Origin of the sequence: Herpetosiphon sp. NSE202 (assembly GCF_042688385.1) — a bacterium.
Taxonomy (GTDB): domain Bacteria; phylum Chloroflexota; class Chloroflexia; order Chloroflexales; family Herpetosiphonaceae; genus Herpetosiphon.
This window is the reverse complement of sequence record NZ_JBHUPY010000001.1, coordinates 703,686-730,680: the sequence shown is the minus strand read 5'-3', so window position 1 is coordinate 730,680 and position 26,995 is coordinate 703,686. Positions and strand designations below refer to the sequence as shown.

Sequence of the window (26,995 nt, the reverse complement as noted above, 5' to 3'; positions counted from 1 at the left end):
CCTTCGTGTAGCTTCGTGCTCTTCGTGGATCAATAATTAACTATCGGCGAGCAGCGCATGCAAATCGTCTATGCTCAGCACCTTCACGCCTAAGCTTTGGGCTTTGGTCAGCTTCGAGCCAGCAGCATCGCCTGCCAGCAAATAATCGGTTTTCTTGCTGACGCTACCGCCAACCTTGCCGCCATGGGCTTCGATCAAAGCTTGGGCGGCTTCGCGGCTAATGCCTGGCAAGGTACCAGTGATCACAAAGCTCTTGCCTGCCAAGCGATCGCTTTGCTGCTCGGCAACAGCGCCAAGTTGGGCTTGTACGCCCAAGGCCAGCAGTTCGGCAATCAATTGTTGGTTAGCTGGCGTGCTGAAAAAATCGACCACACTTTGGGCCGTGCTGCCACCAATCCCATCAATCGCGGTCAATTGCTCAATTGTGGCTTGGGCCAAGGCTGGCAGCGAGCGGAAATTGCGCGCCAAATCAACCGCAGCAACGGTGCCAACGCCGTTGATCCCCAAAGCTGTAATCACCCGATCAAGCGGGCGCTGCTTGGATTCTTCGATCGCATTCAGCAAATTAGCCACGCGCCGATCGCCATAGCCTTCGCGACCAGCAAAGCTCGCAATGTTCAAACGGTAAATATCAGGAATCGATGTGATCAAGCCCATTTCGACAAATTGGCTGGCTTGACGCTCGCCCATGCCCACAATATCCATCGCGCCACGGCTCACCCAATGTTCGATTGAGCGAATCAGGCGTGCAGGACAGGCATTGTTGATGCAATAAATATCAACTTCGTCGGCTAGTTGCTCGACTGGCTGACCACAAGTTGGACAAAACGTTGGCGCTGGCCATGGTTGCTCGTTGCCAGTCCGCGCCTCGACAATTGGCCCAATCACATACGGAATCACGTCGCCAGCCCGTTTGACCACCACCCGATCGCCAATGCGAATATCGCGGCTGATGATGTAATCGGCGTTGTGCAGCGAGGCATGTTGCACCGTCGTGCCGCCCAAACTGATTGGCTCAAGCACGGCGTTGGGGATAAGCTTACCAGTGCGGCCAACATTGATCACAATATTCAGCAAGGTTGTGGTTTCTTCGCGGGCTGGAAATTTGTAGGCAATTGCCCAGCGTGGATCGCGGCCAACCACACCAAGCTCGCGTTGCATAGCAAAATCATCGATTTTGACCACCACGCCATCAACTTCGTAGCTGAGCAATTCACGGCGGCCCATCCACTCGTGACAATAATCGACCACGGCAGCAAAATCATCAAAAAGCCGCGTATCGGGATTGATGCTAAAGCCATAATGGCGCAAGGTATTGAGGGTTTCAGCTTGGCTATTCAGTTCTACGCCGCTGAACGGGCCGACGGCGTAGGCAAAAAAGCGCAACGGACGGCTCGCAGTAATCGTCGAATCGAGCTGGCGCAACGATCCGGCGGCAGCATTGCGTGGGTTGGCAAAGACTTTTTCGCCTGCATGGGCTTGGCGTTCATTCAATTGATTAAAGGCTTCGATTGGCAAATAGACCTCGCCGCGCACCTCGATGCGCTCTGGCAGAGGCTGGCCGTCGATTGGTTGCAGCCGCAAGGGCACATCGCGAATTGTGCGCAAATTAGCGGTAATATCTTCGCCAATTTCGCCATTGCCTCTGGTTGCGCCAACGCTAAACACGCCATTGATATAGGTTAAAGCCACGGCTAAGCCATCGATTTTTGGCTCGACCATGTAGCGCATAGGCTGCGCACCAATAATTTGCTCGGCGCGTCGTCGCCAAGCAGCCAAATCATCTGCATTAAACGCATTGCCAAGGCTCAACATTGGCACAGGGTGTTGCACTTTGGGAAATTTACCTAAGGGAGCGCTGCCAACGCGTTGGGTTGGCGAATCGGGGGTGCGCAATTCGGGATATTCTGCTTCAATTGCCCGCAATTCATTCAATAAACTATCGTATTGGGCATCGCTGACCAACGGCGCGTCAAGCGTATAGTAATGATGGTTATAGCGATTCAATTCATCGCGCAAGCTTGCGGCGCGGGCAACCGTCTGCTCTGACACGGCCATGCATGCATCCTCCAATTTAATCGAACAGATGTATTATAACGGCTGTCTGTGACAAATGGCGCGACAATTTAGCCAATTTCGAGGTTGCCAAACCTTAACCCATTCCTTAGCTCTTTTCACTTCGGAGTGGCCTGAAATCGGGCACAATAGAGCAGTAGCCAAGCTACAACAAAACGATTTAGGGGGCTTAGGATGCGTTACGTTTCAGCCAACGAAGCTGTTCAAGCGATTAAATCACACGATCGTGTGTTTATTCATAGTGTTGCCGCAGCACCTCAACAATTAATTGCGGCCTTAGTTGCCCGTGCCGATGAATTGCGCGACGTGGAATTAGTGCATATTCATACCGAAGGTCCAGCGCCATATACCGATCCCAAATATCGCGAAAGTTTTCATACTCGGGCCTTGTTTATTGGCTCGAATATTCGCAGCGCCGTGGTGACTGGTGAAGCTGATTATGTGCCGGTCTTTTTGAGCGAAGTGCCTGGTTTATTCCGCCGCGGGATTTTGCCGCTTGATGTGGCATTAATTCAAGTTTCGCCGCCCGATCAGCATGGTTTTTGCTCGCTTGGCGTTTCGGTCGATGTCACCCGCGCTGCGGTCGAAGTGGCCAAATGTGTGATTGCCCAAATCAACCCACATATGCCTCGCACCCATGGCGATGGCCAGATTCACCTCAATCAAATTCATTTTGCGGTCGAAGTCGATGAGCCAATTTATGAACATGCGCCAGCCACATTGAGCGACGTAGAACGGGCAATTGGCCGCCATGTTGCAGGCTTGGTCAGCGATGGCGCAACCTTGCAAATGGGCATTGGCGCGATTCCCGATGCAGTGCTGGCAGCGTTGACCAACCACAAAAACTTGGGTATTCACACCGAAATGTTTTCCGATGGCATCATCGATTTGGTTGAATGCGGCATCATCAACGGCAAAATGAAGAAAACCCACCCAGGCAAAATTGTTGGCGGGTTTATGATGGGCACGCGGCGCTTGTATGATTTTGTTGATGACAACCCGCAGATTGCCATGCTCGACATCACCTACATCAACGATACCAGCGTGATTCGGCGCAACCCGAATGTGACCGCCATCAACAGTGCGATTGAAGTTGATTTGACCGGTCAAGTTTGTGCCGATTCGATTGGCACCTATCAATATTCAGGCGTTGGCGGCCAAATGGACTTTATGCGCGGCGCGGCGCTCTCAGAGGGCGGTAAGCCAATTATTGCCCTGCCTTCTGCCACTCGGCGCGGCCAATCGCGAATTGTGCCAGTGCTGCACGAAGGCGCGAGTGTGGTGACAACCCGCGCGCATGTTCAATATATCGTGACTGAATATGGCGTGGCCTATTTGTATGGCAAAACCTTGCGCGAACGGGCCAAAGCCTTGATTGATATTGCCCACCCCGACCAACGCGAAGCCCTCGAACGCGCCGCCTACGAACGCTTTCACGGCGAAGCAGCGCTGAAACATTAGTTGAGTTTCGTTCCCTCACCCCTCAACCCCTCGCCCGTTGAACGGGCGAGGGGCTTTAACGCCTTGGTTCTTGCGTAATGCGTCGGTATAAATCGATGCTCCCCCTCATCCCAACCCCGCTTCCGTGGCGCGGGAGAGGGGCTTTAACACGGTGGTTCTCCCGCAATTCGTCGGTAAAAACGGATACTCCCCCTCGCCCGCGTTCAGTGGGAGAGGGGGTTGGGGGGTGAGGGAATTTTTTTGGTATGACCATGACATTTAGCCAGTGGTGCGCAGGCCGCTGGCGATGGCATTTACCGTCAGCAGCAATTGAGTTAATAATTGCTCACGCTCTGGCACTTGCTCGCTGGGCAAGCTGCGCCATGTGTGCAGCAAATTGATCTGTTGTTGATGCAATTGGCTAAGCCGTGCTTGGCGACCTTGTAACATGCGGTAGATGCGCGGGCGACGTTCGGCCAAACTGCCGCCAAAAATCAGCTCTAGTTGGTGTTGGGTTTGCTTAAATTCGGCCTCGATTGCAGCCATAATCGGCTCACGCACCGCCGAATCTTCGACCAACTGACTGTAGGCTTGCATCGTGGCCAAATCAGCAGAGAGCAAGCTAGTGCTGACGTTGGTGAGCAAATATTTAAGCGGATACCACTCAAAGGCAGCGGCTTTCAGTTGATCAAATTGGTCGGGATGCTGCTCGGCGAGCCATGCCAAGCCACTGCCAACCCCATACCAGCCAGAAAGGAAAAAGCGCGCTTGGCTCCAGCTAAACACCCATGGAATCGCCCGCAAATCGCCAAGCGTGCGCTGGCCAGTGCGGCGGGCAGGCCGCGAGCCAATTTTGCCTTGCTCAATCACATCGATGGGCGTGGCTTGGCCAAAAAACTGAATAAAGCCCGGGGTCTGGATCAGGCTTTCGTAGCGTTGGCGACTATAGGCGGTCAAGGCATCCATGGTTGGCGCAAGGCTATGTGGGGTTTGATCGCGCTGCGAGCCAAGCAACGTGGCTTCAGTTACGCCAGCGACCATTAATTCTAAATTGTAGACCGCCGTGATCTGGTTGGCATATTTTTGGGCGATGGTTTCGCCTTGCTCAGTCATGCGCAAATCGCCTGCCAACGCCGCTGCTGGCAAGGCATTCAAGAAGCGGTGGGTCGGCCCAGCGCCACGGCTAATCGTGCCGCCACGGCCATGGAAGAAGCGCACCCGCACATTGTGCTTGGCTCCAACCGCTGCTAGTGTGCCTTGCGCTCGATACAAGCTCCAAAGGCTGGCCAAAATTCCGCCATCTTTGTTGCTATCGCTATAACCAACCATCACTTGCTGCACGCTGGTTTGGCGCAAGCTGCGGCTGGCTTGGCTCACTGGATGGGCCAAAAAGGCATCGAGAATATCAGGGCTAATTTCCAAATCTTCGATCGTCTCGAACAATGGCACGACGGGCAATACACAGGCCAAACCAGCCGCAGTTACTTGCAACAAGCCTGCTTCGCGGGCCAGCAAATAAACCGCTAGCAAATCCGAGAGGCTACGGGTCATGCTGATAATCAGCGAACCAAGGCCAGCAGTGCCATGCTGGGCAATTTCATCAGCCAAAACGCGGTAGCAATCGCGCACAGCACTGGCTTCGTTGCCCAACTCAAAGTTCGGATGGGCAAATGGGCGCGCGCTTTGCAACTCACGGTTCATCAACTCCAGCCGTTGTGCTTCCGGCCAACTGCTAAAGTGATAATCGCTGAATCCGGCAGCTTGCAGCAATTGCTCAATTGCCAAATCGTGGAATTTGCTGTTTTGGCGAATATCGAGCACCGCGCTGTGAAAGCCTAAGCTTTGCACGCTGCGAATTACTGGCTGAAGATCGTTGAGCGCTAGCCGTTGCGCACCAACCGCATTCAGTTGCTCGGCCAAAAATTGCAAATCGGCAACAACCTCGTTGCTTGTGCGATAGTGCCACGGCTGGCGCGGCTGGCCTGCTTCAGGCAAGCGCGCAATGATCAGGTTGATCGATTGTCGCCATGGCTCCTCGGGATTGCGCGCCAAAGCAATTTGACCACGCTGACCAAGCGCGGCGGCAGTGCTATCGAGGGCAGCAAGCAAGGCACTGGGCGGTGGCTGCAAACGGTCAGATAAGCTTAATTTGATCACTAATTGAACTAATTGCTCGTGTAGAACATCGAGTGCATTGCGCCGTAATTCTTGTAAGGCAAAACGCGTGACCGCCGCCGTAACCAAGGGATGGCCATCGCGATCGCCGCCGACCCAGGTGCCAAACTGCACATGCGGCAATTGCGCGGTTTGGGCCAAGAGACTTGATTCAAAGCCTTGTAATTGCCAAGCCTGTTGCAAACGCAGATCAAGCGTGGCAAGGCTAGCAGGGAAAACATGGCGCAAATAGTGAATAATATTGCGCAATTCATCGGCAACATCGGGCTTGGCCAGGAAAATTTCGCCAGTGCGCCAAAGCCGCTCCAACTCGACTTTAATTTCGTTGCGCAAAGCTTGTTGCTCAAGTGGAGTCCAAATTGGGTTCTCGCGCTTGACCAAGAGCAAATATAAGCGTCGATAATGTTCAAGCATGGTTGCGCGTTTGGCCTCGGTTGGATGCGCAGTCAGGACTGGCTCAACCTGAATTTGGCCCAGCGCGGCGGCAATCTGCTCGGCGCTAAAGCCTGCTTGGCTCAGGCTTTGTAGGGTATTGCCCCACAAGCCAACTTCGGCGTTGAAGCCCTCGGCTGATTCGCGCAGGCGGCGTTGTTGGGCAGCGGCATTTTCCTCGACCATATTCAGCAATTGAAAGCTGAGCGAGGCCGCTTGAATCGCTCGTTCTGGGGTAATTTGGGCATTGGTTGGGGTTGTGGTGGGCAACCCAAGGTAGCCAGCGAGATCAGCCTCGCCTAATTCGTGCAAGACTTCAGCGAAACAGGTTAACAAAAATTCAGCGTCATGGTCAGCTTTGATCAAATCGGCAAAATCGTAGCTTGGCAAATTGGCCATGGCAAATACCTCGAACTACAGGAATCTTTACTCTCGTGGTGCAACGCTGCGCGCCAAGTATAGCAAAAATCGCTCGCTTGGCTAGCCTAAAAGAACTATACCTGATATTGCAAAGTACCTTGCATTACAAGGTATAATACATGTTAGCAAATCATCGCTTAGCTGGAGGTTATATGGCAAAAGCAATTCAAGAGCGCAACGTACACTACTCAGAATATTCAGCCGCCGAAGAATTGGCCAACGCGATTACCCATGGGATTGGGGTCGCCTTGAGCGTGGCAGGCTTGGTGATTTTATTAGTCATGGCGATTAACACGGGCGATCCATGGCGCATCGCCAGCTTCACGGTCTATGGGCTGAGCTTGATTTGTATGTATCTGGCCTCGACGCTGTATCATAGCATTCGCAACCCACGCGCCAAATATTTGCTTAAAATTTTCGACCACTGTGCAATTTATTTATTGATTGCAGGCACCTACACCCCAATTTTGTTGGTCAGCTTGCAGACCAGCTTAGCTTGGACGTTATTTGGCCTCATTTGGGGCTGTGCGTTTGCTGGAATCTGCTTTAAATTATTTTTCATCAAGCGCTTTGAACTGCTTTCGACCTTGATGTATGTGGGCATGGGCTGGCTCTCGGTGATGGCGTGGGATGATATGGTGGCGAGTTTGCCAGGCGGAGCATTTGCGCTGCTGGTTGCTGGTGGCCTAACATACACCGCTGGCGTAATTTTCTATCGCTGGGAAAAATTGCCCTACAACCACGCCATTTGGCATGGCTTTGTGATGGGCGGCAGCGTTTGCCACTTCTTGGTCATGGCGCTCTATCTCGGCTAAAATCGGCCATAACCAATTTAATTCATGGCTCAGCTAGCAGGAATCTGCGCGGCTGGGCTTTTTTTAGGCTTTTTGCCAATTTGCAGTATTATTGCGGCTAACAATCTTTTGGTGTGGGGGATTAAGCCATGTTGCGACGTTTTCGGCGGCGACGCTTGGCCTTGTGGGCAGTAATTGGCGCGGTTTGTGGCTTGATTTGGCTGCTGCGTATGCCATTGCATCAACTGCCACTTGAGCGCGACGAAGCTGCCTATGCCGTCATTGCCCGCGATTGGGCTGATGGGGCGATTCCCTACCGCGACCGTTTTGATCATAAACCGCCGTTTGTCTATGCTGCATATGCGCCGCCGATATTGGTTGGTGCTGAGCCAGTGCAGGCGATTCGAGTTTGGGCAACGCTCTGGCTGCTGGTCACAACCTTGGTGATGTGGCGGGCTGGGCGGCGCTTGTGGCGCTCTGAGGTTGCAGGCGTGCTGACTGCAATCTTGGTGGCAAGCTGGAATAGCGCCGTTTTTCTGCAAGGCGTGACCTTCAACAGCGAAGCGATTATGCTTTTGCCCAGTGGCTTGGCCTTGCTCTTTGGACTCAAGGCGCTTGATAGCGGGCAAAAAGCTTGGTGGATGCTGGCCGGAATTGCGGCGGCAGTGGCGATTTTAGCCAAACCAGTTGGCGTATTAATCGTGCCAGCCCTGTTTGTCACCACGCTGGCGATTAAAGGCGATGTCAACGAACGAATTGGGAGAGCAATTCTGATTGTTGATGGCTTGGCGCTAGTATTAATTCCAACCGTGCTCTATTTTGCGCTAGCTGGCGGCTGGAGCGATTTTGTTGAAGCAAATTGGACGTATAACACGACCTATTTGCAGCAAACCAATGCCACACTCGGCCAACTTTGGCCAATTTGGCGCTCGTTGCTGCTCTTAGTGGTGGCGGGCATTATTGGTGCAACCTTGGCATGGCGACGACGGCGCTACTGGCCAAGTCTGATCTTCGCTGGCTTATGGAGCCTTGGCTTGATCGCCAGCGCGTTTGTCAGTTTACGGGCCTATCCCCATTATTATCAGGCGCTGGTGCCAGCCTTGGCGGTGTTTGCTGGTGGTCTGGCCAAAGTACGTTTTGGCTTTTTACAACAATACAAAGATTTTTCGATAGTTTTGATTGCGGTTTTGCTGGCGATTTTGCCTTTGAGCAGCCTCTGGCCGTTGTATAATAAGACTCCCGAAGCCCAAATTGAACAACTGTATGGCGTTGATGGCCGCGAATTCTTTGCCCTCGCGCCCAAAGTGGTCGAATGGATCGATAGCAATGTGGGCAAGCAAACCAGCGTCTGGGTTTGGGCCGCCGAGCCAGAAATTTACCTGTATGGCAACTATGCCGTCCCAAGCCGTTTTCCCTACGATTATCCCTTAGCGATTTTACCCAATGCACTCGACGAGACATTGCAACAGTTACGCAGCAAACCACCAAAAGTCATTGTGACCTATGGTGCAGTGCGCCCGATGGGCTTTGATGCCATGCTGCAAGTTGCGCCCTATCGAATGCGCGTGCATTTGGGTGGTTATGATATTTGGGTGCGTTAGCCGTGTGAGGTTCGCATGAGTTTTTGGCTAATTTGGAGGTTGGGTTTGGCGGTCGTGATGGTTCCGCTGACGCTGGCGTGGTTGTGGAGTGTCAAAATTAGCAATGCCAGCATTGTGGATATTTGCTGGGGTATGTGTTTTGTGGCCTTAACTTGGTGGTATTTTAGCCAAGCTCAAGGCGATGGCCAACGTAAACTGATTATTAGCAGCTTGGTGACGATTTGGGGATTACGCTTAACGCTCTATATTGGCTGGCGTAATTGGGGCAAGCCCGAAGATTTTCGGTATGTTGAGTTTCGACGGCGCTACGGAGCCGAGCGCTATTGGTGGTTTAGCTTTTTCCAAGTATTTTTATTGCAAGGCATCTTGGCATTGATCATTTCATTGACCTTGCTTGGTGCCCAAACTGGGGGTAATAGCTGGAACTGGATCGATTATTTGGCGATTGTGGTTTGGCTGATTGGCTTTAGTTTTGAGGCTTTTGGCGATTGGCAACTCAGCCGCTTCAAGGCCAATCCGGCCAATAAAGGCCAGGTGCTACGCTCAGGTTTATGGCGCTTCACCCGTCACCCCAATTATTTTGGCGATTCGGCAGTCTGGTGGGGCTATGCGCTCTTTTCAATTGCCGCTGGCAGTTATTGGCAAATTATCGGCGCATTGCTCATGACCTTGCTGATTATTCGGGTTTCAGGCGTGATGCTCTTAGAACGTACCTTGGTTAAAACCAAGCCCCAGTATGCAGATTACATCGCCAAAACTAGCGCTTTCTTGCCGTGGTTTCCCAAAAGCTAATCAAGCAGAACATTTTGATCCACGAAGCGCACGAAGCGCACGAAGGACATGAAGGCTATGGGCTATGTGTACTGGTTCATTGGATTGGCAACCATGTTCCCTCACCCCCTGCCCCTCTCCCACTGAACGCGGGCGAGGGGAGCACTGACTGCGCGGTTCCCCCTCGCGGGCGGGAGAGGGGGCTAGGGGGTGAGGGGATCAGGCCATGGTTAACGCAATGAACCAGTACGAAATTCTTGAACTACCACACCATTGTTCCGCCAGCCTATAGCCTTCAGTCAATAGCCTGCCATTCTCTGCGCCTCTGCGTTAAAGCCTAATCTCTAACCCCTGACACCCAAACCCCGATCCTTTCAAGGGTAGGTTTTGAGCGATTGGTCGGCGGTGGAGCGTTCCCTCACCCCCCAACCCCCTCTCCCACGAAAACGCGGGCGAGGGGGAGCATCCGTGGTGCACCAAGGAATTGGGAGCGAACCACGCTGTTAAAGCCCCTCGCCCGCGCCACGGGAGAGGGGTTGGGGTGAGGGGATCTTAACAACCTACCCTTGTAAGAATCCCCGATCCTCAATACTTATGCTCTCGGTTCTATGCTCTCTGTTCTTTTTGATTTTTGACTTTTGTCTTCTGCTTTTCATCCCTCATCCTTTATTTTCGCCACAGATTGCCCAGATGTATTTGATTATTATTCCCAATAGCCTATAGCCCAAAGCATATAGCCTGATCTTTTTGATTTTTGCCTTTTGTCTTCTGACCTTATTGATAACAAGACCCAAAGTGCCCGTGGTACAATTCAATTCGCGTCCTGCGGGCGTGTTTTGGCTCAACTGAGGTTGGAAATGAACGAGATAGAAACCCTAGACTTCGAAATTCGCGCTTTGATGAAAGCAGGTGTGCGCTCGATCGACCCTGCTGACGATAGTTTATTTAATGATTTAGCCTTGCGAACCTTTCGCTACCAATGGCAACACAACCTTGTCTATCAACGCTATTGTGAGCGGCGCATGCTCAGCCCTGAGCGAGTTATGCATTGGTCGGAAATTCCAGCAGTGCCCACCACCGCCTTCAAACACTTGCCTCTCACCACCTTCCCGCCGGACGAGGCCCAAGTGATTTATCGCACCAGCGGCACAACTCAAGGCAGCGAGCAACGCGGCTCGCACTACATCCGCGATCGCTCGTTGTATGAAGCATCGTTGCGGCCAAATTTAGCCTACCACCTGTTTCCCGATGCCAAACGCATGCCAATTTATGTGCTGTTTTGGCAGGCGCATGAACTGCCACAATCGTCGTTGGCGCATATGCTCAGCGATGCAATTGAGCAGCATGGCAGCCCTGAAAGCCGCTATGTGTTTAGCGCCGAGGGCCTTGATTCAGCGACTTTAGCCGCAGCGCTCGACACTGCGGTTGCCAACAATCAGCCCATTTGTTTGATGGGCGTGATGTATACCTTCGTCTATTTTCTCGATTGGTGCGCCGAGCATGGCAAGCGTTGGCAATTGCCCAAGGGCAGCCGCTTGATGGATACTGGCGGCTCGAAAGGCAAAGTGCGCGAAATTGCCCGCAACGATTTATATGCCCTCTACAGCGAGGTTTTGGGCATTCCATCGACCATGTGTGTCAACGAATATGGCATGACCGAATTGGGCAGCCAATTCTACGATAGCTCGTTGCACTCGGCCTATCTGCGCGAATGGCAACCACGGCATAAAGTCGTTGTGCCATGGGTGCGCACCCAAGTTGTCGACCCAACCACCTTTGCACCCTTGCCTGCTGGCGAAACTGGCCTGTTGCGCCACCTCGATTTGGCCAATCTCTATTCGGTGCTTGCCTTGCAAACCGAAGATTTAGGCGTGGTCGTGGCCGATGGCTTCGAGGTGCTTGGTCGGGCCAGCGGAGCCGAACTTCGCGGTTGTTCGCTGGCGGTTGAAGATGTCCTAGCTGCTCGCCGCAATGGCAATGGCTAAATAGTTATAGGAGCCACTAGCCGCTCGCATGGCTAGAAACTCGCCTATGAAACGCTCTCCTCTTTTGACCATCTTTTTGATCGCTTTTGTTGGCACAATGAGCTATGGGGTCGTGATTCCGATTACGCCCTTTTATGCTCAAGAATTTGGGGCTTCTGAGTTTCAAGTTGGCTTGATTGTCGGCTGTTATGCCTTGATGCAATTTATCTTTGCCCCGATCCTTGGCCAATTATCCGACCGCTTTGGCCGTCGCCCACTGCTCATTTTGAGCTTGATCGGCACGGTTTGTAGCTTACTGCTGTTTGGCTTCGCCAATAGTCTGATTTGGCTGTTTGTTGGGCGGATGTTTGATGGCGCAACTGGCGGCAACATTTCGATTGCCCAAGCCTATGTGAGCGACGTAACCACCGACAAAGATCGCGCGCGCGGCATGGGCATGGTTGGCGCGGCGCTTGGCTTAGGTTTTATCGCTGGGCCAGCAATTGGCGCGTTGCTCAGCCGCGATGGCAATTATCAGTTGCCAATTTTTGTGGCTGCTGGCATTGCCATGTTGAGCTTAATTTTGACCTTTTTCGTGCTGCCAGAGCCAGAACGCCATGCACCGCAACAAGGCCGCACCTCCAACCTTTTAACCCTGGTTGCAGCAGTTCGCAAGCCCAACGTTGGCCGCTTGCTCAGCATTACCTTGTTGATCAACTTGGCATTTGTGGCCTTTGAAACAACCTTCGCCTTGTTTGCAGCACGTCGCTTGGAGTTTGGTTCGTATCAGACTGGCTATACCTTGGCGGGGGTTGGAGTGGTGGTGGCAATTGTCCAAGGCGGTTTAATTCGCCGTTTAGCAGCCCGCTTTGGCGAAGCAAGCTTGATTGTGGCTGGCTCGTTGTTGCTCGCGCTCTCGTTGGCAGGTTTGGGCTTTATTCAAAATGTGTGGCATTTAGTGGCAATTTGTATTGTGCTGGCAATTGGTGAAGGCTTGCTCACGCCATCGCTTTCATCATTGGTTAGCCGCAATTCAACAGCTCACGAACGCGGCAAAAATATGGGCCTCTATCAATCGATGAGCAGCTTGGCCCGGATTTTTGCGCCGCTGTATGCCACATGGATGCTCTCGAATGTTGGCGAAGCTTCGCCCTATTTGATGGGCAGTGTGTTGGTGGTAGCAGGGGCGTTAATTGCGGTTGGCTTGCCCAGCGCCGAGCCACAAGCCCAACCAGCGCACTAGGCATAAATTGATGAATCAACATCAATCACAAGTTCTTCATTGTTAACGGCTAAGCTAGCCTCAAGTTGGTTCAACATGCGGCGCTCATAGACAACCCAACGATTCTTCCCAGTTTCTTTGGCTTCGTAAAGCGCTAAATCAGCAGCAGTCAGCAATTGGGTTTCGTTAAAACCATGCCAACCACAGACCGCAATCCCAATGCTGACTGTATGCTGAATCGCCTGCTCGCACCAGATGGTTGGCTGGTTTTGAATGGCTTGGCGCAAGCGTTCGGCCAAGAAGCTTGCCTGTTGCACCGTCGCCGCATCAACAATCAGCAAAAATTCTTCGCCGCCCCAACGCCCAATCAGATCGTTAATCCGCACTTGTTCGCTCAGCACCAAGCCAATATGGCGCAGCACACTATCGCCAGCTTGGTGGCCATAGCGATCATTAATTTGCTTGAAACTATCAATATCCAGCATGATTATTGCAAAGCCCTGCTGGTTGCGCCGCCATTTGGCCATGGCTTGCTCTAAATAGTCGTTAATTGCGCGCCGATTGGCGAGGCCTGTCAACACATCAACACTTGCCAAAGCAGATAAATCACATTGCAAACGCTGGGTAATCATCACCCCAAACCCACCAGTCCACAGCAACGAAAGCAGCAAAATCAACACACTATAGCCAATTTGCAAGCTGGCGACGCTCGGCCACGCTTGGCGATACCAAACATAGCTCAGCCCAGCAACGACCAGCGCAATTTTCAACCCCAAGGCAATTGCCAACAATCTGCTGGCACTTTGATAAGGAATGGTGCGCTGAAACAAGACCCGAATTGCGGTATAGGCCATGCCCAAGCTGCCAATCAGCATCGCCAAACTAAGAATCAGGCTTGGTGCAGCCCAATACCAGGCACTCACACTCAGTAAACTAGCCACAATGAGCCAGCTAAAACCATAAATGCGCGCTGAGTTCTTGGCCCCAATAAAGCGCAAAATCCCACTACTTAATCCAAACAAGCCACTGAGGAGCACAATATAGCTGGCAGTGGTCGCAACTAATGAGCTTGCAGGCAGCAAGGCTTGGATCAAAAAGCCTACACCCAAGCCAATTGTGCCCAGTAAAAAGCAGCGTATCCCTTGATAGCGCCGGACAAACACCAAAAAAGCCCCAATCACACATGCTTGGAGCAACAAACCAATTCCGACAATCAAGCTAACCATTGGCTGATCAAGCGCCATGCATCCTACCTCCGTAGGGTGGGTAGTTTACTGGTCAAAAATTACTGAGAAAGCAATGCTACATTGCATTATGTTGGGTTAAATCGAGGTTAATTTAGTCTACTCCTACAATACCACTAGCGGTAGTTTTTCTAAAGTAGCCAATTAGTAGCCATTATTGCTGCAATCTGGCTATTTGCTTGGCAGCTTGCAATAGGTTTTTGGCAGGTTGCAAGCGGCCTGTCGCCAACGAATTCGCTAGACTAGCAACATCAACCAAGTTATGGAGCTGTTGCAATGTCTGAGCAAATCAATCGCCACATCGTTCACCAGTTTATCGAGCAATGTTGGAACCAAAAGAACCTGAATAGCATCAAGCAATTACTCAGCCCTGATTATGTCGACCATGCGTATCAGCCAGCGAATCAAGTCGGCTTGCTCGCAATCCTCGAACAATTGGGCCGCAGTTTTCCCGATCATCAGCAGCAGATTCTGCATACGGTAGCCGAAGCTGATCGGGTTGTGGTTCAGTTGCGTTTTCGGGCAACTCATTTGGCTGAATTTCGGGGCATTGCGCCAACTGGGCAGACAGTTGACGTTGCAGTCTATCGGATGTATCGGCTAGCCCAAGGCCAAATTGCCGAGCATTGGGCCTTATTTGATACTGCTGGCTTATTTCAACAATTGCAGGTGAGCCTTGATGGGCAAAAAGCTTGCCAGCGTTAAGCGTAGCCTTGGCGAAATTGGCGCGGTGCATGGCCGCTAAATTGGCGAAACGCTCTGCTAAAGCTGGTTACGCTTTCAAAACCAACCGCCAACGCAACTTCTAAAATAGGCAAATCGCTGGCAAGCAATAATTCTGCTGCCCGAATCATGCGCGCGCGATGCAGATAGGCGCGCCACGACAAACCCAATTCGCTGGCACAACGCCGCGCCAAGGTTCGTTCGGCCATGGCTCCTGCTTGGGCAGCCATGGCCAAATTAATCGGTTGCTCAAGCTGGGCCAAGCTATAATCTAAGGCGTGTTGCAAATCTGCCGATTGAGCGACTGGCAGCCAAAAGCTATCAGGCTGGGTCGCTAGCTCCAAACAAACATCAGCTAGAGCCAATAAAAAGCGCTCAGCTTTGGGATCAAACTCAGCATTTTGGGGCCAGCGTTTGGCATGTTCCAACATTGCTTGAGCCATGGCCGAAACGCTAAACACCCGACAATCAGCGATTGGCAAATCGAAACTGCTTGGCGGAAGAATCAACGAGCTACACACAACCGCGCTTTGGCAATGAATCCGAATTGGCACATTGGCTGCAATCCATGCTGCCCGCTGTGGTGGCAACAACCAACGCATCGTTGCCACCTCCAGCTGAAACGCACCCTGGGCAGCGTACAATAAATAATGATGCGGAAACTGTTTCCAGCCACTATCAAAAGCCGCCAAGGTTTGATACAAGCAGTAGATTTGCATCGCAGCTTATTCTTGCCAATTCAGCGTGCGTTCTACCGCCTTGCCCCATTGCGCATACAGGCTATCACGCTGATCGACGCTCATTTGTGGTTCCCAACGCTTGCCCTCGCTCCAATTGGCACGCAATTCAGCAGGGTTCGCCCAGTAACCAACGGCCAAGCCAGCGGCATAGGCCGCGCCCAAAGCGGTGGTTTCGGCAACTTTCGGGCGCACAACTGGCACGCCCAAAATATCAGCCTGAAACTGCATCAACAATTCATTGGCAACCATGCCGCCATCAACTTTGAGCGCTTTTAATTCAACTCCTGAATCTTGGGCCATGGCGCTCACCACTTCGCGGGTTTGGTAGGCCGTGGCTTCAAGCGCAGCGCGGGCAATATGCGCTTTATTGGCATAACGGGTCAGGCCAACCAAGACCCCACGTGCATCCGAGCGCCAATGTGGGGCAAACAAGCCCGAAAATGCTGGCACCAAATACACGCCGCCATTATCAGCAACGCTCGCCGCCAAGCCCTCTACCTCATAGGCTTGATGAATAATGCCCAAATTATCGCGCAGCCATTGCACCAACGAGCCAGTTACCGCAATCGAGCCTTCTAAGGCCCAAGTTGGCTGCTTGCCAAAATGATAGGCTGGCGTGGTAATCAGCCCATGGCTCGATTGCACCAAGCGTTCGCCAGTGTTGAGCAGCATAAAGTTGCCAGTGCCATAGGTATTTTTGGCCTCACCAACCTCAAAACAAACTTGGCCGACCGTCGCAGCCTGTTGATCGCCCAAAATTCCTGCTAAGGGCACGCCGTCGAGTTGCCCGCGACATGTGCCATAAACCTCGCTTGAGCAACGCACACTTGGCAACATGCTGCGCGGAATTCGAAAAATCTCTAATAATTCAGCATCCCAATCGCCAGTTTCGAGGTTGAGCAGCAAGGTGCGAGAGGCATTAGTAGTATCAGTAATATGCAAGCCGCCATGTGGCCCGCCAGTTAACCACCAAGCCACAAAACAATCGATCGTGCCAAACAGCAAATTGCCAGCTTCAGCCGCCGCCTGTGCACCCTCAACCTGATCAAGCAGCCAGCGAATTTTGGTCGCCGAAAAGTAGGTTGCCAGCGGTAAGCCCGTTTTGGATCGAAAGCGATCTTGGCCGCCATCAGCAGCAAATTGGCGCACCAGCTGATCGGTGCGGGTATCTTGCCAAACCAAGGCGTTATAAATCGCCTTGCCCGTGTGGCGATCCCAAATCACCGTCGTTTCGCGTTGGTTGGTAATCCCAAGTGCCGCAAGATCGGCTTTTTCGATGTTGGCGGCAGCCAGTGCGCCTGCAATTACGCCTTGGGTACGTTGCCAAATCTCTGCTGGATTATGCTCAACCCAACCTGGCCGCGGGAAAATCTGGTTATGTTCGCGTTGATCAACGCCAACAACATTGCCATCATGATCGAACACCATACAGCGGGTGCTAGTTGTGCCTTGGTCGAGCGCCGCAATATACTGCATACAATTACCTCATTGTAATAATTGGGGATTGGTTATGTTGATCCACGAAGTACCGAAACCACGAAGAACGCGAAGAGCGCGAAGGGTTCGTTTTTTAGCCACAGATTGACACAGATTATGCTTCGGATAGCCCATAGCTGCAATGGTTCATCAGGTTCACTGCCTGATCCCCTCACCCCAACCCCTCTCCCACGGCGCGGGCGAGGGGCTTTAAACGCGTGGTTCTCCCGCAATTGCTTGGCGAAAAATGGTCGGCTCCCCCTCGCCCGCGTTCAGTGGGAGAGGGGGCTGGGGGGTGAGGGAACACGGTTGCCAATCCAATGAATCAATACACATAACCCATAGCCTGCCCCCTCGCCCTTCATCCTTCATCCTTCATATTCTGGCCCCTAGCCCCTGAATCCTGCCCCCTCTGTTCTATGCTCTCTGTTCTATGCTCTCGCTTTCATCCTTACAATACGCTCTGGCCCCTAGCCCTTGAATCCTGATCGCTATGTTCTATGTTCTATGTTCTATGCTCTCTGTTTTATGCTCTCGCTTTCATCCCTCATCCTTCATCCTTTCGTCCCGTCATCGCATTGTAACCTTAACTGCTTGAATGCGTGCTAGCCAAAGCGTAGGCTAAACCGCACAGCTATCGTTTTAGGAGGCACGGCCATGGCCCTTGCAACATTTCGCCTTAACTTCCTGCCTCGCCTGCGTGATGGGCGGCAGATTCGGCGCTATCGCCATCACTTGCTCGAAGGCGAGGCCTTGGTTGGTTCGCAACCGTTGTTGCCACATCTGCAACGCTTGCCGCTGCAATTTCAGCAGGTCGAAGGCGGCCCTTCGATGACCTTGCGCGATGCATTGCGTGAAACACCCCGTTTAGCCTTGATCGAGCCAGGTTCACGCTCGCTCGCTATGCGCCAACTCTGCTTACAATGGGCACGCGGCGCACAACTGCCAACCGCCTATGTTCCCTTACTCTACCGCGTTCAGCAAGCAGCAAACCACTCAATCCAACCCTTGCAATTGCTGCATCAACAGATGGAACAGCTTGGCTTTGCAATCAACGAATTGGTGGTTAAACGTGGTTTGGCCGCTGGCGTATGGCTGTTATTAATCGAAGGTTGGGACCAACTCAAGCCCAACGAGCAACAGCGTTGGTCAACGTGGATTAGCGCATGGCTCGAACGCTATCCCGCCTTGTCGATGATGTTGGCGACCAGCAAACCACAAACGATTCCCAACCAATTTGCCTTATGGCATAGCGTGCAATGGCGGGGCTAAGGCTGGTTTTTTTGAATGTTTTTTAATGCTTGTTCGGCGCGTTCTAAGGCCGCTGGATCAAGCTCGGTTGCATAGCGGGCTTGGGTATAGATAGCTGTTAATTCATCGATTGCTGGCTCGCTATTGGGCTGGCGTTGAGCATAACCACGTCCATATTCGTGGGCTGTTTGATGCTTGCCTCGTGGCTGGCCATGATCTTCGCCAAACTCCAAAAATTTGGTATACACCCGCCGCACTTTCTGGCGCTGTGGATCATCAGCGCCAAACTTCCAAGGTTTTTTGCGCCGAAAACGCTCTAAAATCTGCTCGCGTAAGCTATCAAACGACCAAATCGATTGCTCGACCACAGCCTCGCCTGGCACAGCTGCTCGGGTTTCAAGCTCGCGTAGCCAGCGCAGCACAAGATAGATCAACCAGCAAATCATCAGCACACCAATCAAGGCCACGCTGATCGTCAGCATATCGCCAAGCAACGAGCTTATTTTGCTGGTTTCCTCTGGTTTAAGCGTTGAAGGATCGACAGCTTCGGGCATAGCGAATTGTTCCGGCGGGCGTTGATTGGGCTTGAATGAAGGAATCAGCAAGCCAACCAGCCACGACAAGCCAATCCCAATACCACCAACAATCAGCACCAATCCATCAATAAACGTGCTAAAAATCAGCCCAACAAGGCTGCGTTGGCCATCGACAAGCCCAAAAAGCAGCAGCGGAATACCAATAATTAACACGGTAAACAAGCTGCTCCAGCCAAGCATTGGCGGAGTTTGCAACTCTGCTTGGTTGCTTTGATCAAGCATCATCGCAAATAAACAGGCCGCGACAAAGCCCAAGGCTTGAGCAACAAACAGCTGGATGATGCTAGCTTCTTCAAGTGCGCCACGGGTCATGACTGGCCCCAAGGCCACAAATGCCACCAACAAGCCAAGCCCACGCCAAAACAGCTGTTGCAACCAATCGTGATTCCATTGATCGGCGTTGATTGCCCGCGACATCAAAAAGCTCACCCCAAAGCCGCTCAAAACCAATTCTTGGCCACTGAATTCAGTGCGCGACCAAAGCCAGCCAAGCATGCTCAGCCCAATCACCCCAGCAGCGGCAATAATCGCGCCCCGTTGGCGTAACCGCATACGCACACTCACCATGACGATCAAGCCAAAACAAAAAACTGGCCACCGCCACACAGCGCTCGCGTTGTCGCCAACAATATCAAAGCTGTTGAGCACAAGGCTCATTAGGCTGCTATAGGCAATGCAGGCACTGAGCAAAATTAATAATTTAGCGCGTTGACGATTGATCATGGCTCCCTCTGATAGCTATGAATCAGCTTTATGCCGCCGACTTTGGGTGCATGTTCGCCCAAATACAGCCACACCGGCGCATAGCCATATTCGCGCAAATGGGTCAATGCGCTGCGATGAGCAGGCGTATCAACAACGCTAATCAGCAACACCGTTGCACCTAAAGGCAAGCGCGATTGCTCACGCCCAATAAATTTAGCAATTTCAATCCGCGAATAGAGCGACATTTGCGCCAACACTTCGAGAATTGCACTGGCCTGTTTGAGGCTGCGGCTGGGCGGTAAATGCACCGCTGTATTGCCTTCGACCAAGGCTGCATTCGACCATAAGCCAACCGCATGCCCAGCTTTATGCAACGCACTACAAACCGTCGCCGCCATACTAATTAAGCGTTCGCCTTGGAATTTATTGACCCCAAGATAGGCAGGCACAATCGTTTCAATATCGACAATGCACATCACAGTTAATGCAGTTACTGGCTCGTAAATTCTGGTTTGTAATTGGCCACGCCGCGCAGTTGCTGTCCAGTGAATGCTTTTCAGCGGGTCGCTTTGGGTATAATCGCGGATGCCAATCGGCACAACTGGATCGGTCAATAAGCGTTGCGAGGCGCGAATTGTGCCCAACAACTCACGCAAGGACATGCCCAATTCAGGGTCTTTCAACAAGCGCGGATAGACGATCAAACGATCAATATCGTTAATTGTGGCGCGGCTCATGCTCAAGCCAAGCGGATCGCTGGCGCTCAGATTGGCAGGGCCAAAACGATGCAAGCCACGCTGTGGGCAGCGAATTGTATATTGGCGGGTCACTTGTTGATAGCTGCTCAAGCCAAACGCGCGGGCTAAAATGCGATAATTGGGGCTAGCAGCAGGTTGGGTTTCGATCTGCTCAATCTGAATCCCAACAGGCACTAAATCGTGCAAATTGACGAATGGCAAGGGCAAAAATTTACGGTTGCTCAGGGTCAGGCTTAGGCTAGTCGTGGTATCGGGGAAAAGATGGGTATGGCCAAGCTCACGCTGATATTCAACATGGGCAAACATGCGCCATTCCCATAATTCTACCGCTGCGAGCGCCATAATGCCCAGCATACAAACCAATGGCAGCAGAATTACATCGGTCAGCAAGCCAATAATCAAGAGCACAACCAAGCTAAATAAGCCTGCTCGCCGCCCTTTCATGCGCGTTCCTCAACTGGCGTGGCAATGCTTTTGACAATATCGGCCAAAATTTTCTCTGGGCTGCGTTGCGCCAAACGAGCCTCAGCGCCTAAAATGAGGCGATGGGCCAAAACACTTGGCACCAATTGTTTAACATCATCAGGCAGCACGAAATCGCGGCCATGAATTAATGCCCAAGCCTGCGCAGCGCGGGTCAATGCCAACGAGCCACGCGGGCTAGCTCCTAGCTCAATCTCTGAATGCTCGCGGGTTGCACGCACAATTGCAATTGCATACTGCCGCACTGCGTCGCTCAGATGCACGCTGCGCACTGCCTGAATTGCATCTAACAGCTGCGCCTGATTGCTCACCGCTTGCATGGCAACCCATGGATCGCCCTGATTAAAACGTTGGATAATTGCATGTTCTTCGGCTTCGCTGGGATAGCCCAAATTGACCCGCAGCAAAAAGCGGTCGAGTTGCGCTTCGGGCAAGGGAAACGTCCCTTCAAGCTCAATTGGATTTTGGGTTGCCAACACCAAAAATGGCCGCGTTAATTGATGCGTTTCGCCATCGATCGTGATCGTGGCTTCGGCCATGGCTTCGAGCAACGCCGATTGGGTGCGTGGCGTAGCGCGATTAATTTCATCGGCCAGCACAATATTGGCAAATAGCGGCCCAGCCCGAAACTGAAATTCGCTCAGTTTTTGATTGTAGAAATTCAGGCCCGTTACATCGCTTGGCAAGAGGTCAGGAGTAAATTGCACCCGCCGAAATTGGCAATCGAGACTCTGGGCAAGTGCTCGAATCAGGGTCGTTTTACCAACGCCTGGCACATCTTCCAGCAGCACATGGCCTTCGCACAATAAGGCTGTCAGCAATAAATCGACGCTATTTTGCTTGCCCACCACCACTTGGCCAACTTGGTTGCGTAACTGTTCGGCCCATGTTTGCACATTCAACGCGGTCATGATTTCCCTCAAATCACACAATTATTCATCTTCAACGACGGGCAGCGCCACCGTAAAGTTGCTGCCACGGCCTTCGCTGCTGGCAACCCAAACCACGCCACCATGGCCTTCGACCAAGTGTTTGACGATGGCCAAGCCCAAGCCCGTGCCACCAACCCCACGAGTTCGTGCCCGATCAACTTTGTAGAAACGCTCGAAAATCCGTGGAATCGCCTCTGCTGGAATTCCCGCGCCAGTATCGTGAATCGCCATAGTCACCCAGCGATTGCTTGGCTCCAACATGCGGCTGAGATGATGGCCAAGCTCAGCCCGCGAACGCAAGCCTGCCTCAATCGTGATCGTGCCGCCAGCATCAGTCCATTTGACCGCATTATGCAACAAATTGAGCAACACTTGGCTAATTCGATCGCGATCAACATAGACTTCGGGCAAATCTGGGGCAATCGTTACCACAACCCGCAGATCTTTGCGCTTGGCTTGGGGCTGAATTCGATCATGTGCGCGTTCAACAATCGTGCTGACTGCGGTTGGCTGCAATTGCAAGGCCGTGCGCCCAGACTCAATTTGCGAAAGTTCGTGCAATTCATCGACCAGCTGCATCACCGCATCAAGCTCGGTATCGACTTGACCAAGCATACGTTGGGCCAACTCTGGCGGCGGCTGGGTTGCCAAGGTTTCGACCAAAAGCTTAATTGAAGCTAGTGGTGTGCGCAATTCGTGCGATACATTCGCCACCAAATCACGGCGTGCGCGTTCCAACAAACTCAGTTGGGTCAAATCGCGGGCCAGAATTAACGCACCGCTTTCGGGCATTGGCTCACACCAAATCCGAATTGTGCGATTGGAAAGCACTGGTTGCAAGGTAACTTGTTGTGGGTCGCGGCGGCGAATCGATTGCTCTATCATCGTATCGGCCTGATAATCGCGCACCAAGGTGATAACGCTATGGTTGAGCACGGCGCTGGCACTGACCCCAAATAATTTGGCCGCAACATCGTTACAATAACGAATGGTACGGCCATCATTGACAACAATCACGCCTGCATCAAGCGCGGCGCTGAGCGTGCGAAACAACTGGTTAAATGGATCGGCTGGTGGCGGCGGCGCAACCACAGGCCGATTGCGTAAATAGGCCAGCTCGCGGCGCAAATTACGTTGCCCACGCCAGCCCCAAATCAGCGCGATGATCGTCGTCACCGCCAACAACACAATCCAGATCATTAGTTTTTGCGCTCGCTACGACTGAGTTGATCATTGAAGCGATAGCCAATGCCACGCACTGTTTGGATATAAATTGGGTTGCTTGGGTCAAGCTCGACTTTTTCGCGTAACCAACGCACATGCACATCGACCGTGCGCGAATCGCCTGGGAAATCGTAGCCCCAAACCCGTTCGAGCAGCAAATCGCGCGAGAGCGCCATGCCACGGTTGCGCATCAAACAGACCAGCAAATCAAATTCCTTTTGGGCGAGGGTAATTTCGTTGGTATCGCGAAACACACGGCGGCTGCCAGTATCAACTTTGAGATTGGCAGCGGTCAGCAATTCGCGTTCAACGCCGGTTGGTTGGCGATCGGTTCGGCGCAAGATTGCGCGCACACGAGCCAGCAATTCGCCAAGGCTAAATGGCTTAATCACATAATCATCAGCGCCCAATTCCAAGCCAGCAATCCGATCGACCTCATCTTGGCGCGCGGTGAGCATCATAATTGGAATATTGGTTTCGCGGCGCAAAATTCGACAGACAGAAAAGCCATCGAGCTTAGGTAGCATCACATCTAAAATCAACAAATCGGGCTGTTCAGCGCGAGCCAAATCAAGCCCAGTAACTCCATCGGAAGCAGAAAGCACGGTATAGCCTTCGCGTTCGAGGTTGTAACGCAGCGTATCGGCGAGCAGGGCTTCATCTTCTACCAGCAATATTGTGGACATAGGTTGTCAGCACCATGGTGATAAACATTCAGAAGGGCTTGCGCCCGCAGCTATTGTACCATTATCGCAAGAATGAAGGGATATTGATCCACGAAGGACACGAAGCGCACGAAGGATTGAAACCACGAAGAGCACGAAGATCGCAAGAACGTCAAGCTCAATGTGGAGCGCATATCCCTTCATCCCTCATCCCTCATCCTTCATCCCTTCATCCTTCAATCGCTCTGCGCCGCTGCGTTAAGAATTTGATCCACGAAGGACACGAAGAGCACGAAGGGGATGAGGCTTTTGGCTTTTGGCTAGCGGAACAATTGTTGCCATTGCAGGAAATCTCCGACAGCCTATAGCCCCAAGCCATCAGCCCCAATATTCTATGTTCTTCCTGATTTCTGACTTTTGATTTTTGACTTTCGATTCTTACTCATCGTCTAGTATCGATTCTGGCAACAAACTTTCAACAAAGGCTTGGAATGAAGGGCTGCAACACGAAACATTGTAGTAAAGATCGCCCATCTCTTCGGCCTCTAGCTCAAATTCATGATCCCAAAAATAGACCTTGCCGCGCTGCTCGCCACGAATTCCTAGGCAAATCAGGTTACCCCCAAGATCGTGAGCAATTGGCAAAAGCTCTGCTGGAATCCGGGTCTCATATTTGGTATAGGTTCTGATTACTTGACGAATTTCAGAGGATTCCGCTGCTGGGTCTAAGGATAAAAAATAGTGGATTATACTTTGATCATCGGGCATCAAGTTACTATGCATATTAAAAACTGTTAGCTCAGGCTGGCCGCCATTGTGCTCAAGCAAAAATGCGCGATAATCTTCTGGCAAGCGACAACCCAACTCTTGTTCAAAGGCCGCGACTGCTTGCTCGTTGGTTGGGGCAAAACCATCAACAATCGTAATATTCATCAAATTCTCCTCAATACTAAGCAGCATCCAGCATTCATCCACGAAGGGTTGAAACCACGAAGAGTGCGAAGGATTGAAACCGCGAAGAGCACGAAGATCGCGAAGAACGTCAAGCTCAATGTGGAGCACATATCCCTTCATCCCTCATCCCTCATCCTTCATCCTTCAATCGCTCTGCGCCTCTGCGTTAAATGCTGATCCACGAAGGACACGAAGCGCACGAAGGGTTGAAACCGCGAAGGACACGAAGGACGCGAAGCACGATTCTTTAGCCACGAATTGCACGAAAAACTGTCCGTTAGCGCAATCCCCCAATCCCCAGCCCCCGAACCCAATATTCTATGTTCTATGTTCTATGTTCTATGTTCTTACTCATCCTTCATCCCTCATCCTTCATCCTTGCATTGCGTTCCCGCTTGCCGCGCGCTAGATGCTGTTTGATCAACCGCTCGACCGCGTTGCGATCGGCAGTGACTTGGGCTTGGATTGCGCGGCGGGTTGCCAGCGTCTGCTTGAGATTTTTTAGGTGCCAAATCCAAAGCTTGAACATGGCCAAATTGCGCTGGCGCAGACTCACAATCACGGTTTTGGCCAGCATGCGCACGCTATAGCCAAAAACCGCCGACCATGGCCGCAACTTCAGGTAGCTATACAAGCCATTTTTGCTGCTTTCGACCAACCAACGCTGGCCGCCGCCGCTGCCACCACGTTCGTGCACAACCAACGCCTCGAAATCTTCGAGCACCTGCCAACCCAACAACCATGCTCGCCAGCAAAGCTCTGTATCTTCCCAATACAGGAAAATCTTGGGGTCGAAGCCGCCAATTGCTTGCCATGCGCTCCGCCGCAACAGCAGCGCACAACCAGGAACCGCTGCCGTCATTGCCACGCCTTGACGCGTTGGTGGCGCTTGGTTTGGATACAAGGTGGTTGGGCAGATAATCGCGGCCTGTGGATGTTCGTGCAAATGTTGGCGCAAAATCGTCAGCCAGTTGGGAGTTATTTGCACATCGGGATTGAAAAATACAAAATATTCGCCAGTCGCGACTTCCATGCCTTGGTTGCATGCCGCGCCAAAGCCATGATTATGTTGATTGGCGATCAGCGTGACTTGCGGATAGTGTTGGCGCACCAGTTCTGCCGAACCATCGCTCGACGCATTATCGACGACGATTAATTGATAGTTGTCGTCGTTGGTGGTGGCAAGGCTCGCAAAACAGGCTGGGAGCAATTCGACGCTGTTGTAGCTCACAATAATAATCGAAATTTGGCCTGAAATCATGGATTCTTCTCGAATAAGCGCCGATACACATCAGCAGTTTGCGCCGCAAGCTGTGCCCAATCCAAATGTTGAACCGTTTGCAAGGCGTTTTGCTGCAAGGCTTGACGATTGGGATGCGCGGCGGCACGTTGCAAGGCGGAGGATAAACTCGCTACATTATTTGGCTCAAACAAAAAGCCATTCTCACCTTCGCGAATCAACTCGCGCACTGGCGGCAAATCGGGCGCAACCACTGGCCGAGCATACGACAGCGCTGCCAACAACATACCCGAGGTTAATGTTTTGCGATACGGCAAGACCACTACATCCGCCGCTGCAAACCATGCAGGCAACAGCGCATCGGCAATAAAATCTGGCCGAATCGTGATCGCTGGATTCGTTGCAAGCTGCTGCAATTGCTGAACATACAATGGGTCTTTGACTGCTCCGACGATCTCCAATTGTCCAAGTTCGGCAGTCCAAGCTTCAATTAATAATTCTACGCCTTTGTAGGGGCGCAGTGTGCCCAAGCTAACTGCTAAAAACCCGTTTTGCTTGAGCTGTAATCGCTCGCGGGCGGCAGTTTGTTGCAATTGCGGGCCATAAAAACCGATATACGCCCCATGGGCAATAACCGTGGTTTTTGCCGCAACCTGATAGCGTTGATCGATTAACTGGGCAGCAGCCTGTGAATGAACAATAATTTGGCCAGCCGCTTGAATCATAGCTTGGTAACTACGCTTAGCCCAAGCAGGATGGCGCAATTCATGCGGCTCTAAGTTATGCGCTGTCCAAACCTGTTTTGCGCCACGCAAGCGCAGCAAACGCAAAAGCGCAATAAAGCTCATACTGCGCAAAGCGGTTGCGCTTTGGCTCGGACGCTGGGTCAATTCATCGAAAAAATGCCAATGCAAAACGCGCTGATCACGCCCCAGCAAGCCAGCGCGCAAGCTTTGAGCAAACGGCTGGCGCATAATCCGTAGCTCAGGCCAAGCAACAAATGGATCATATAACAAATCCAGATACGGACTGGTTGTGAGCAAACGCGGAATTGGATAGATGTTGATGGTCATAGCGTTTGCGTTGGTCGCAGTTTCGACCAACGCCCT

The 26,995-nt window shown here is 52.2% G+C and carries 21 protein-coding genes; 8 read left to right on the top strand and 13 right to left on the bottom strand.

Annotated features, from left to right (window positions below):
* Positions 1 to 36: 36 nt before the first annotated feature.
* Positions 37 to 2,052 (bottom strand): NAD-dependent DNA ligase LigA, encoded by a 2,016-nt coding sequence (gene ligA / locus ACFMKP_RS03180; RefSeq protein ID WP_382289431.1) that lies wholly within the window; start codon positions 2,050 to 2,052, stop codon positions 37 to 39.
* A 198-nt stretch (positions 2,053 to 2,250) separates the two neighbouring features.
* Here ligA and ACFMKP_RS03175 point away from each other — a divergent pair, with 198 nt between their 5' ends.
* A complete protein-coding gene (locus ACFMKP_RS03175; protein ID WP_382288992.1) occupies positions 2,251 to 3,537 on the top strand; it encodes an acetyl-CoA hydrolase/transferase family protein in 1,287 nt (428 codons plus the stop codon).
* Positions 3,538 to 3,795: 258 nt separating this feature from the next.
* Here ACFMKP_RS03175 and ACFMKP_RS03170 read toward each other — a convergent pair whose 3' ends face one another.
* Entirely contained in the window at positions 3,796 to 6,522 is a 2,727-nt protein-coding gene (locus ACFMKP_RS03170) for a phosphoenolpyruvate carboxylase (RefSeq protein WP_382288990.1), read from the bottom strand.
* 173 nt (positions 6,523 to 6,695) lie between these two features.
* On the opposite strand from ACFMKP_RS03170, the gene ACFMKP_RS03165 reads away from it, so the two are divergent.
* The 5 genes from ACFMKP_RS03165 to ACFMKP_RS03145 all read left to right on the top strand — a co-directional run bounded on the left by ACFMKP_RS03165 (position 6,696) and on the right by ACFMKP_RS03145 (position 12,916).
* Positions 6,696 to 7,358 carry a hemolysin III family protein gene (locus ACFMKP_RS03165; RefSeq protein WP_204754586.1) on the top strand — a complete coding sequence of 221 codons (663 nt, stop codon included), beginning with the start codon at positions 6,696 to 6,698 and terminating at the stop codon, positions 7,356 to 7,358.
* A 128-nt stretch (positions 7,359 to 7,486) separates the two neighbouring features.
* Positions 7,487 to 8,938 (top strand): ArnT family glycosyltransferase, encoded by a 1,452-nt coding sequence (locus ACFMKP_RS03160; RefSeq protein ID WP_382288988.1) that lies wholly within the window; start codon positions 7,487 to 7,489, stop codon positions 8,936 to 8,938.
* A gap of 15 nt (positions 8,939 to 8,953) precedes the next feature.
* Complete coding sequence (locus ACFMKP_RS03155; protein WP_382288986.1) at positions 8,954 to 9,730, top strand: DUF1295 domain-containing protein; 777 nt, start codon at positions 8,954 to 8,956, stop codon at positions 9,728 to 9,730.
* An 836-nt stretch (positions 9,731 to 10,566) separates the two neighbouring features.
* Positions 10,567 to 11,694 carry a long-chain fatty acid--CoA ligase gene (locus ACFMKP_RS03150; protein ID WP_382288984.1) on the top strand — a complete coding sequence of 376 codons (1,128 nt, stop codon included), beginning with the start codon at positions 10,567 to 10,569 and terminating at the stop codon, positions 11,692 to 11,694.
* A 46-nt stretch (positions 11,695 to 11,740) separates the two neighbouring features.
* A complete protein-coding gene (locus ACFMKP_RS03145; protein ID WP_382288982.1) occupies positions 11,741 to 12,916 on the top strand; it encodes an MFS transporter in 1,176 nt (391 codons plus the stop codon).
* Here the strand turns inward: ACFMKP_RS03145 and ACFMKP_RS03140 are convergent.
* On the bottom strand, positions 12,913 to 14,139 hold the full coding sequence (locus ACFMKP_RS03140; protein ID WP_382288980.1) for a diguanylate cyclase: 1,227 nt from the start codon (positions 14,137 to 14,139) through the stop codon (positions 12,913 to 12,915). The genes ACFMKP_RS03145 and ACFMKP_RS03140 overlap by 4 nt on opposite strands.
* 276 nt (positions 14,140 to 14,415) lie before the next feature.
* On the opposite strand from ACFMKP_RS03140, the gene ACFMKP_RS03135 reads away from it, so the two are divergent.
* Positions 14,416 to 14,844, top strand: coding sequence for an ester cyclase (locus ACFMKP_RS03135; protein WP_382288978.1), 429 nt, complete (start codon positions 14,416 to 14,418; stop codon positions 14,842 to 14,844).
* Here the strand turns inward: ACFMKP_RS03135 and ACFMKP_RS03130 are convergent.
* Together ACFMKP_RS03130 and glpK are read right to left on the bottom strand one after the other, a co-directional pair.
* The gene (locus tag ACFMKP_RS03130) at positions 14,841 to 15,581 is read right to left on the bottom strand and encodes an AraC family transcriptional regulator (RefSeq protein WP_382288976.1); all 741 of its coding nucleotides are present in this window, start codon (positions 15,579 to 15,581) and stop codon (positions 14,841 to 14,843) included. The two genes, ACFMKP_RS03135 and ACFMKP_RS03130, sit on opposite strands and share 4 nt — an antisense overlap.
* Positions 15,582 to 15,587: 6 nt before the next feature.
* Positions 15,588 to 17,078 carry a glycerol kinase GlpK gene (gene glpK / locus ACFMKP_RS03125; protein WP_382288974.1) on the bottom strand — a complete coding sequence of 497 codons (1,491 nt, stop codon included), beginning with the start codon at positions 17,076 to 17,078 and terminating at the stop codon, positions 15,588 to 15,590.
* Positions 17,079 to 17,735: 657 nt separating this feature from the next.
* On the opposite strand from glpK, the gene ACFMKP_RS03120 reads away from it, so the two are divergent.
* Positions 17,736 to 18,350, top strand: coding sequence for an NACHT domain-containing protein (locus ACFMKP_RS03120; protein ID WP_382288972.1), 615 nt, complete (start codon positions 17,736 to 17,738; stop codon positions 18,348 to 18,350).
* On the opposite strand, the gene ACFMKP_RS03115 is transcribed toward ACFMKP_RS03120, so the two are convergent.
* The 8 genes from ACFMKP_RS03115 to ACFMKP_RS03080 all read right to left on the bottom strand — a co-directional run bounded on the left by ACFMKP_RS03115 (position 18,347) and on the right by ACFMKP_RS03080 (position 26,959).
* Positions 18,347 to 19,648, bottom strand: coding sequence for a DUF4129 domain-containing protein (locus ACFMKP_RS03115; protein ID WP_382288970.1), 1,302 nt, complete (start codon positions 19,646 to 19,648; stop codon positions 18,347 to 18,349). The two genes, ACFMKP_RS03120 and ACFMKP_RS03115, sit on opposite strands and share 4 nt — an antisense overlap.
* Positions 19,645 to 20,832 carry a DUF58 domain-containing protein gene (locus tag ACFMKP_RS03110; RefSeq protein WP_382288969.1) on the bottom strand — a complete coding sequence of 396 codons (1,188 nt, stop codon included), beginning with the start codon at positions 20,830 to 20,832 and terminating at the stop codon, positions 19,645 to 19,647. The genes ACFMKP_RS03115 and ACFMKP_RS03110 overlap by 4 nt, the downstream gene beginning before the upstream one ends.
* Positions 20,829 to 21,782 (bottom strand): AAA family ATPase, encoded by a 954-nt coding sequence (locus ACFMKP_RS03105; protein WP_382288967.1) that lies wholly within the window; start codon positions 21,780 to 21,782, stop codon positions 20,829 to 20,831. Before ACFMKP_RS03105 ends, ACFMKP_RS03110 begins: the two co-directional genes overlap by 4 nt.
* 21 nt (positions 21,783 to 21,803) lie before the next feature.
* A complete protein-coding gene (locus tag ACFMKP_RS03100; protein WP_382288966.1) occupies positions 21,804 to 23,003 on the bottom strand; it encodes a sensor histidine kinase in 1,200 nt (399 codons plus the stop codon).
* On the bottom strand, positions 23,003 to 23,713 hold the full coding sequence (locus ACFMKP_RS03095; RefSeq protein WP_054533396.1) for a response regulator transcription factor: 711 nt from the start codon (positions 23,711 to 23,713) through the stop codon (positions 23,003 to 23,005). Before ACFMKP_RS03095 ends, ACFMKP_RS03100 begins: the two co-directional genes overlap by 1 nt.
* Positions 23,714 to 24,130: 417 nt before the next feature.
* Positions 24,131 to 24,625, bottom strand: coding sequence for an SMI1/KNR4 family protein (locus ACFMKP_RS03090; protein WP_382288963.1), 495 nt, complete (start codon positions 24,623 to 24,625; stop codon positions 24,131 to 24,133).
* Positions 24,626 to 25,004: 379 nt separating this feature from the next.
* Positions 25,005 to 25,907: a glycosyltransferase family 2 protein gene (locus ACFMKP_RS03085; protein WP_382288961.1), complete on the bottom strand. Its 903-nt coding sequence runs from the start codon at positions 25,905 to 25,907 to the stop codon at positions 25,005 to 25,007.
* Positions 25,904 to 26,959, bottom strand: coding sequence for a glycosyltransferase family 4 protein (locus ACFMKP_RS03080; protein ID WP_382288959.1), 1,056 nt, complete (start codon positions 26,957 to 26,959; stop codon positions 25,904 to 25,906). The genes ACFMKP_RS03085 and ACFMKP_RS03080 overlap by 4 nt, the downstream gene beginning before the upstream one ends.
* Positions 26,960 to 26,995 lie beyond the last annotated feature (36 nt).